This is a genomic window from Candidatus Acidiferrales bacterium (assembly GCA_036514995.1).
Taxonomy (GTDB): Bacteria; Acidobacteriota; Terriglobia; order Acidiferrales; family DATBWB01; genus DATBWB01.
In genome coordinates, this window is record DATBWB010000219.1 from 45,362 (window position 1) to 53,321 (window position 7,960).

Genomic DNA, 7,960 nt, shown 5'->3' on the forward strand with positions numbered 1-7,960 from the left:
CCGCCGTGCCCTGACGAACCCGGGAGGGGGAGACAAGACTGCCTGTCCCGGGGGACGACCTTCGCTTATACTTCATTCCCGCGATGCAGATTAAATTCGGCACGGACGGCTGGCGCGGCGTCATCGCCGAGGATTTTACGTTCGCCAATGTCCGCCGGGTGGCCTTGGCCATCGGTCGTTACGTCCGCGAAGAGGAGGATTGGCGCCGCGGTGTGCTTGTCGGCTACGACCGTCGCTGGGGCTCCGAGAATTTTGCTCAGGCGGCAGCGGAGACCATCTCCTCGCTCGACATCCCCGTGTTGCTTTCTTCGTCGGCTTGCCCCAGCCCGGCCATTTCCTACATGGTTCTGGCGGAGAAGGCGGCCGGCGCCATCCTGATTACCGCCAGTCACAATCCCTATCGCTGGAATGGCGTGAAATTCAAAGCTCGCTACGGCGGTTCGGCGTCGTCAGAAATTACCGCCCGGATTGAAAGTTATCTCGAGCGCGTCCTTGCCGAAGGCGCCGAACCGGGCCCCGCCAAGCCTGACCGCATTCAACCACTCGATGTCATCGCCCCTTACTTGAATCATCTTGCCACGCTGGCGGACATGAAGCGCATCGGGTCGAGCGGCCTTCGCATCGTCGCCGACCCGATGTACGGCGTCGCGGCAGGCTGTTTGCCCCGGCTGCTGGCCGGGCCGGGCAAGGGCGGGGCGGGGTGCGTCGAGATCCGCGGCCAGCGCGACCCGCTTTTCCCGGGCATCAACCCCGAACCCATCGACCCTCATATTGAGGCGCTCCGCCAGAAGGTGGTTCAAGAAAACTTTGACGTGGGCTTCGCCTTCGACGGCGACGCCGACCGCATCGGCGCGGTGGACTGCACCGGCCAATTCATTGATTCCCACAAGATTTTTTCGATCCTGCTCTGGCACCTTGCCGGGACGCGCAAACTCTCCGGGGACGTGGCCAAGACGTTCTCCACCACCAAGATGGTGGACAAAATTGCCGCCCAATTTGGCCGGCAGGTTTTCGAAACGCCGGTAGGCTTCAAGTACATCGCCGACCTCATGCGCGAGCGGGACATCTTGATCGGCGGGGAGGAAAGCGGCGGCATCGGCGTCAAGATGCACATCCCGGAACGCGATGCCACGTTGATCGCTCTGCTGCTCGCGGAGGTGATGGCGTGCCACGGCAAGACGCTGGGCCAACTCGTTGAGATGCTCAGCGCCGACTTCGGTCCGCACTTCTATGATCGCTTTGACCTCGAACTTCACGGCGAGCAAAAAGAAAAGGCCGTGGCCTTCTTCTCTGACCCTGCCCTGCAACAGGTCGGTGGCTTGCCGGTTGAAAACCGGGAGAATCTGGACGGGATCAAGCTCTATCTCAAGAACGCCGGCTGGGTGATGATCCGCGCCTCCGGCACCGAGCCGATTTTGCGGCTCTACGCGGAAGCGCCCAGCCCTGAGCTGGTGGCTCGCGTCCTGAGCGAAGTTGAAAGAATGGCGCGCAACTGCTAGCCTGAGGGCCATGGCGACTGTTCCTGCCACCGAGCAACCCGGGAAGCGCGAGCCCCGATCCAATCGGGGCGAGCAGATGGCGAAACGCTATCATCGGAGCCGGCGGTTTGTCGGCCTCGCGAGTTGGCTCCTTTCCACCGCCCTGATTATCGTGTTCCTGTGGACCGGCGCAACCGTCTGGCTGCGCGACTTCGCCTACCAGGTCTTCCGGCACCCTGCCCTGGCCTTGCTTGTCTATGCCACCGTCCTGGGCGCGGCCATGAAGTTTCTCCACCTTCCGGCAAGTTTCTACCGCGGCTTTTTTCTGGAGCGCCGCTACGGCCTTTCGCGCCAGGCGTTCTCCGGTTGGGCGAAAGACTACCTGAAAGCTTCCGTCCTGAGCGCACTCCTCGGCCTTGCCTCCCTGGAAATTGTCTATTACGCTCTCGGCCGTTATCCGGAATTGTGGTGGGTCATCGTCGCCGCGGTCTTTGTTCTTTTTGTTTTGGTGCTGGCCAACCTCGCGCCGGTTCTCCTCTTTCCGCTGTTTTTCAAGTTCAAGCCGCTCGAAAACGCTGATCTGACCGAGCGCTTGCAGAAACTTTGCGAGCGGGCGAAGACACGGGTGCGGGGCGTTTGGGAGTGGAAACTGGGCGAGAAAAGCTCTCGCGGCAACGCCGCGCTCGTCGGCTGGGGCAATACCCGGCGGATTATCCTGGCGGATACGGTGCTCGAGAATTATGCGCCGGAAGAGATTCAGTCCATTCTGGCGCACGAGCTCGGCCACCATGTCCATGCTGACCTCTGGCGGGGGCTCGCGCTGGAAGCGGCGCTGGCTTTCGCATCGTTTTATGCCGCGCACCGGGTGCTGCTCCTGGCCACGCCATGGTTCGGTTTTGCAGGGCTTGCTGATTTTGCGAACCTGCCGCTGCTGATGCTGGCAGGAACCGCCATTTCCCTGGCGGCGTTGCCGATGGCCAACGCTTTTTCGCGCCAGATGGAGCGAGCAGCGGATCGCTTTGCCCTCGAGACGACGCGCGACCGCGAGGCATTTATTTCGTCCATGGAGAAGCTCGGCTCGCAAAATTTGGCTGAACCAAGACCGAACCGCTTGATCGAATTGGTTTTCTATAGCCATCCGCCTGTGGAAAAGCGTCTTGCCCTGGCGCGAGAAGTGAAGCTTTGATCGGCCGCGTCCGCTACGGGGGGCATTGGCGCCCGAGGAGCCCATCTTGAAACGCCTGCGCTTCTTTCAGCTTGACGTCTTCACGGATAAGCCCCTGACCGGCAACCCGCTTGCCGTCGTGCTCGACGCCGACGACCTCCACCAGGAGCAGATGCAAGCCATTGCCCGCGAAATGAACCTATCGGAAACGACGTTTGTGCAAAAACCGCGTGACCGCCGAGCGCTTTGCCGGGTGCGGATTTTTACGACGGTGCAGGAACTGCCGCTGGCCGGCCATCCGGTGATTGGCACGTGGTGGCTGCTGGCTGAGCTGGGCGTCGTGCCGCGCATGGAAGGCGTCACCCACGTGATGCAAGAGACAGGCGCGGGCGTCCTGCCCGTGGAAATCATCGAGCGGGAAGGCAAGGTCCAGCGGGTGGTCATGGAACAAACACCGGCAAAATTTTTCCCGGGAAGAATCAACGTGGAGCGGCTGGCCTCTGCCCTGGGCATTTCAAAATCGGCGATTGGCGGGAACGGCCTGGTACCTCAATTCGTCTCGACCGGGCTCAAGCAATTGATGGTTCCGGTCAAGACGCGAGCGGCGTTGAGAAAGGTGCGCATGTTTCCGCACAAGCTGCTGGCATTGCTTTGGCCGAAAGGGATTGTCGCCTACGTCTTCACGCTCGACATTCGCGGCTGGGCCGATGCCCGGGCGCGCAGCTTTGCGCCCTCGGAGTTGATTGAAGATCCGGCTACCGGCTCGGCCGCCGGGGCGCTCGGCAGCTATCTGGTCGAGCACGGCGTCTTTGCTCCCGAGCGAACGATCCACATCGAACAGGGAATGGAGATGGGCCGGCCATCGCGGATCGAGGTCGTGATCCTCAGGAACCAAAAGGGCCAGTTGATTCCTCGCGTCGGCGGCTCGGCCGTGAGGGTTCTCGAGGGAACGATCACGGTATGATCGGGAGGGCGCTGAACCGACGGTCGTCGTGCTCGCCTCGATCCAATCGGGGAAGGCTCAGCCTGAAGGGAACGGCGGCGGGAGGCCGGCGAGCAAGCTCGGGTGAGGTCAGCAACCTCCGAAGGTTGCCAAAAGAGCCTTCCGTCCGCCGCAGCGGGCTCACGGCGAGCAGCCGCCTTCGCTACCCCGTTCCCAGGCTTTTCCGCACCGCATCCAAAACACCGTTGATGAATTGAAAGGAATCGGGCATCGAGAAACGTTTGGCGATCTCGAGCGCCTCGTCGATGATCACCGCTGCGTCGGTCTCAGTGGTGGTAAGCAGCTCGGCAACGGCCACGCGGAGGATGTTCCTATCCACCGCCGCCATGCGTTTGATGCGCCAGTGCTCGGAATGCTTGCCGATCAGGTCGTCAATCTTTTCGTGGTTCTCGACGGCCGCGGAGAAGAGTTGATTGGCAAAGGAGCGCGTCTCGTCGCCGACATTCACGCCAGCCCAATAAACTTCAGCTACCTGAGACGGATCTCCCCCTCCCAGCTCCCACTGAAACATCATCTGGAGCGCGCACTCGCGTGCTTGGCGCCGCCGGCCCATTTAGCGACCGGCAGCCTTTTTGGTTCCCATCTGGCGGATGAGGTTGGCCATTTCGATGGCGCTGAGGGCCGTCTCGAAACCTTTGTTTCCGCTCTTCAATCCAGCGCGGTCAATCGCCTGCTCCAGGGTGTCGCAGGTCAGGACACCGAAGCCGATCGGAACGCCGGTCTCGACGGAAGCGATTTGCAGGCCCCGGGTCACTTCCTGGGCAAGAAATTCGAAATGGGCTGTCTCTCCGCGCAAGATAGCACCAAGAGCGATGACCGCGTCGTATTCCTTGGTTTCGGCGAAGCGCCTGGCAGCGACGGGAATCTCAAACGACCCGGGCACGCGCGCCACCGTCACATCCTGAGGGTTTCCGCCGCATCGCTCGATCCCATCCATGGCGCCGGCCAGCAGCCGTTCCGTGATGAAGCTATTGAAGCGACTGACCACGATTGCAAACTTCATGCCTCGAGCATCGAGATGGCCAGCCAAGCTTTTCCCTGTTTTGTTTTCCATTCTTCACCCCGTTCTTTTCCTTCGTCCACTCGACCTCTTGGCCCCGCCCGGGACGGGGTCAACGGCCGGTGAACTTTGCCGGGCGCTTTTCCAAAAAAGCTTTCGTTCCTTCGCGCATGTCTTCGGTGGCGCAGCACAACCCGAAGAGAGTTGCTTCGAGGAAGAGGCCTTCTTCCTGCGGCATCTCCATGCCGTGGTGAACTGCCTCCATAGTGAATTTTACCGCGAGCGGGGCGTTGGCGGCGATTTTCTTCGCCAGGGTTTCGGCGGCGGGCATGAGCTCCGCCAGGGGCGTGACCTGGTTCACCAATCCGATGCGCAAGGCATCCTGGGCTGAGACCAGATCGCCGGTCAACAGAATCTGCATCGCCATTCCCTTGCCCACCAGGCGGGCAAGGCGCTGCGTTCCCCCGTAGCCGGCCATGATGCCGAGTTTCACCTCCGGCTGGCCGAACTTGGCATTGTCGCTCGCCAACCGCAGCGTGCAGGCCATGGCCAGTTCGCAGCCGCCGCCCAGGGCATAGCCGTTCACCGCGGCGATGACCGGCTTGCCCAGGTGCTCCATCAGGGCAAATACGCTCTGGCCGAAAAGCGAAAACTCTTTGCCTTCCAGCGGCGTTTGCCGGGCAAGCTCGTTGATGTCGGCGCCGGAGACGAACGACTTTTCACCCGAACCGGTCAAGATGGCCACCCGCACTTCGGCGTCATCGCGAACCTTGACGAAACAATCCAGCAACTCTTCCACCGTCTTGCGGTTGAGCGCGTTCAGGACGGTTGGGCGATTCACCGTGACAAAAGCGATGGGAGCGCGTTTTTCAAAGAGCAGATTCTCGTAGGACATGGAGATGAATCCTTTCGATGAATGGTCTTCGTACCAAACGGGACAGGAAAGCTGGTAGCTCAGGTGGCGCGTCGGCGGCATCACCCGAGGCAGTTTCCCGGATGCCAAGACCTCAGGTGAACGGAAGACGTCCTCCCCGAGCTACAGGCGCTGTGCCGCCACCTCAGCCCCTGGCTTCCAGTCCTTTGCTAGGAATTGGCTTCTCCGGATTCGAATAGTCGTAGAAGCCCTTGCCGGTCTTGCGACCAGCCCATCCGGCCAGCACAAGCCGGCGCAGCAACGAGGGCGCTGAAAAACGTTTCTCCTTGAACTCGTCGAACATGATGTCAGCGATGTACATCGTTGTGTCAAGGCCGACGAAGTCAAGCAGCGTGAAGGGACCCATGGGATAGCCACAGCCGAGTTTCATGGCATTATCGATGTCTTCAATCGTCCCCACCCCCTCCTCGAGCGCCCGAACCGCATCCAGGAGATAGGGCACAAGCAACCGGTTCACAATGAAACCGGTTCGGTCAGAGGTGCGCACCGGGGTCTTGCCCAGCCGGTGTGCGAACTGGATGACGGCTTCCAAAACCTCGCTCTCGGTGGCGATCGTCCGAATCACCTCCACCAACTTCATCACCGGCACCGGATTAAAGAAATGCAGCCCCAGAAAACGCCCCGGCCGCTTGGTAGTGGCCGCCATGGCCGTGATGCAGAGCGACGAGGTGTTGCTCGCGAAGACGGCATTCGGCCCGCAGAGTTGGTCCAATTCCTGATAGATGGATTTTTTTACGTCAAAATTTTCTGTCACCGCTTCGATGATCAAATCGCAGCCCGCCACGTCAGAGAGTTGCGTTGTGCCCTTGAGCCGTCCCAGCGCGGCCGCCTTGGCTTCCGCCGAAAGAATGCCCTTGTCCACCTGGCGTTGCAGATTTTTCTCAATCGCTTTCAAACCCTTGTCGATTAATTCCTGGCTTACTTCACGAACCACAACCGGATAGCCGGCCGCCGCCGCAATGTGAGCGATGCCGCTGCCCATCAGCCCGCAACCGACCACCCCTACTTTTTGAATCTCCACAGGATGCCTCCTCCCGAAGCCTCGGGATGAAAGGATCGGCAGGAATCGAGTTTTTGAGCCCGACCTGTCGCGACTTTCAGCTTCCGGTTCCGTTCCTGCTGATTTCCCAAGATGCCCGCCTCGCACCCGGCGGTGTGCGGCCTCCCTTCCCGCATCGCTCAGGACCGGGCAGATTCAGTGGGAACGGCATTAGGACAGCGATTCCACAAGCACGGCGATTCCCTGGCCGCCGCCGATGCAAGCGGTGGCGAGGCCGTAGCGCGCGTTGCGCCGGCGCAATTCATGGAGCAGCGTCAGAACCAGTCGCGTACCGGTAGCGCCCAGCGGATGCCCCAGGGCAATGGCTCCGCCATTGACATTGGTCTTGTCGCGGTCGAGGCCCAGTTCTTTCTCGACCGCCAAATATTGCGGCGCGAACGCTTCGTTTACTTCCACGAGAGCGATGTCTTCGAGTCTCAGGCCGGCTTTCTGGAGCACGGCGCGCGTAGCCGGAACCGGCCCTATTCCCATGATCCGCGGCTCCACGCCCGCCACCGCCCAATTCACCAGCCGCCCCAAGGGCTTCAGGCCGCGCTCCTGGGCATGCCGGGCGGTGGTCAATACCACCGCCGCGCCGCCATCCACAATCCCGCTGGCGTTGCCCGCCGTCACAAGACCATCTTTTCGGAAAGCCGGCGGCAGGGTTCGCAAACCCTCGAGCGTTGTCTGGGGTCGCCGGTGGTCGTCCTCGCTGAACCAGGTGGTCGTTTTCCCGCTCTTGATCTCAACCGGCACCAGTTCATCTTTCAGCCGGCAAGCTTTGTAGGCGGCATCGGCGGCCTGCTGGCTGCGGAGCGCGTACTCGTCGGAAGCCTCGCGGGTGATGCCCCACTGCTTGGCGCAATTGTCGGCGGTATCGGCCATGGTGAAGCCGCAGTAAGTATCGAGCAGCGCCGCCATGAGCGAGTCTTCCAGCTTTCCCTCGCCCAGCCGCAGACCCGAACGCGCGCCGCGGATCACGTGGGGCGCCTGGCTCATGGATTCCATCCCGCCGGCGAGCACGATTTTCGCTTCGCCAAGAAGCATCATCTGCGCCGCGGTGACAATCGACTGCATGCCCGAACCGCAGAGCCGGTTCACCGTGAGCGCCGGCGTCTCCACTCGAAGTCCGGCTTTCAGGCCAACGTGACGCGCTCCATAAAGAGCATCGGCCGAGGTTTGCAGCGCGTTGCCGAACACCACGTGATCGAAGGCTTCCGGCTCGATCCCGGAACGGCGAATGGCTTCCCGGCCGGCGATCGCGCCCAGTTCCATCGCCGTGAAATCTTTGAGCGCGCCCAGATACCGGCCCATCGGGGTGCGCGCGCCAGCCACGATCAC

At 61.5% G+C, this 7,960-nt stretch carries 8 protein-coding genes; 3 read left to right on the plus strand and 5 right to left on the minus strand.

Annotated elements, in window-relative coordinates:
- The first annotated feature begins 83 nt into the window (after window positions 1-83).
- From VIH17_14115 to VIH17_14125, 3 genes are read left to right on the plus strand one after another with little or no spacing between them, the layout of a single operon-like run.
- A complete protein-coding gene (locus tag VIH17_14115; GenBank protein ID HEY4684370.1) occupies window positions 84-1,499 on the plus strand; it encodes a phosphoglucomutase/phosphomannomutase family protein in 1,416 nt (471 codons plus the stop codon).
- Window positions 1,500-1,509: 10 nt separating this feature from the next.
- On the plus strand, window positions 1,510-2,664 hold the full coding sequence (locus VIH17_14120; GenBank protein HEY4684371.1) for a M48 family metallopeptidase: 1,155 nt from the start codon (window positions 1,510-1,512) through the stop codon (window positions 2,662-2,664).
- Between the two features lie 46 nt (window positions 2,665-2,710).
- On the plus strand, window positions 2,711-3,607 hold the full coding sequence (locus tag VIH17_14125) for a PhzF family phenazine biosynthesis protein (protein ID HEY4684372.1): 897 nt from the start codon (window positions 2,711-2,713) through the stop codon (window positions 3,605-3,607).
- 181 nt (window positions 3,608-3,788) lie between these two features.
- On the opposite strand, the gene nusB is transcribed toward VIH17_14125, so the two are convergent.
- The 5 genes from nusB to VIH17_14150 all read right to left on the minus strand — a co-directional run.
- Window positions 3,789-4,199, minus strand: coding sequence for a transcription antitermination factor NusB (nusB, locus tag VIH17_14130; GenBank protein ID HEY4684373.1), 411 nt, complete (start codon window positions 4,197-4,199; stop codon window positions 3,789-3,791).
- Window positions 4,200-4,649 (minus strand): 6,7-dimethyl-8-ribityllumazine synthase, encoded by a 450-nt coding sequence (gene ribH / locus VIH17_14135; GenBank protein ID HEY4684374.1) that lies wholly within the window; start codon window positions 4,647-4,649, stop codon window positions 4,200-4,202.
- A gap of 109 nt (window positions 4,650-4,758) precedes the next feature.
- A complete protein-coding gene (locus tag VIH17_14140; protein ID HEY4684375.1) occupies window positions 4,759-5,622 on the minus strand; it encodes an enoyl-CoA hydratase-related protein in 864 nt (287 codons plus the stop codon).
- A gap of 82 nt (window positions 5,623-5,704) precedes the next feature.
- Window positions 5,705-6,601 (minus strand): 3-hydroxybutyryl-CoA dehydrogenase, encoded by an 897-nt coding sequence (locus tag VIH17_14145; GenBank protein HEY4684376.1) that lies wholly within the window; start codon window positions 6,599-6,601, stop codon window positions 5,705-5,707.
- Window positions 6,602-6,790: 189 nt separating this feature from the next.
- Window positions 6,791-7,960, minus strand: a 1,170-nt coding sequence (locus tag VIH17_14150; GenBank protein HEY4684377.1) for an acetyl-CoA C-acetyltransferase, incomplete at its 5' end; no start/stop codon positions are given.

Bases quoted from the DNA above. Each gene is read 5' to 3' on its own strand.
- VIH17_14115 (HEY4684370.1), top strand. From the start codon at position 84: ATGCAGATTAAATTCGGCACGGACGGCTGGCGCGGCGTCATCGCCGAG.
- VIH17_14120 (HEY4684371.1), top strand. From the start codon at position 1,510: ATGGCGACTGTTCCTGCCACCGAGCAACCCGGGAAGCGCGAGCCCCGA.
- nusB (HEY4684373.1), bottom strand. From the start codon at position 4,199: ATGGGCCGGCGGCGCCAAGCACGCGAGTGCGCGCTCCAGATGATGTTT.
- ribH (HEY4684374.1), bottom strand. From the start codon at position 4,649: ATGAAGTTTGCAATCGTGGTCAGTCGCTTCAATAGCTTCATCACGGAA.
- VIH17_14140 (HEY4684375.1), bottom strand. From the start codon at position 5,622: ATGCCGCCGACGCGCCACCTGAGCTACCAGCTTTCCTGTCCCGTTTGG.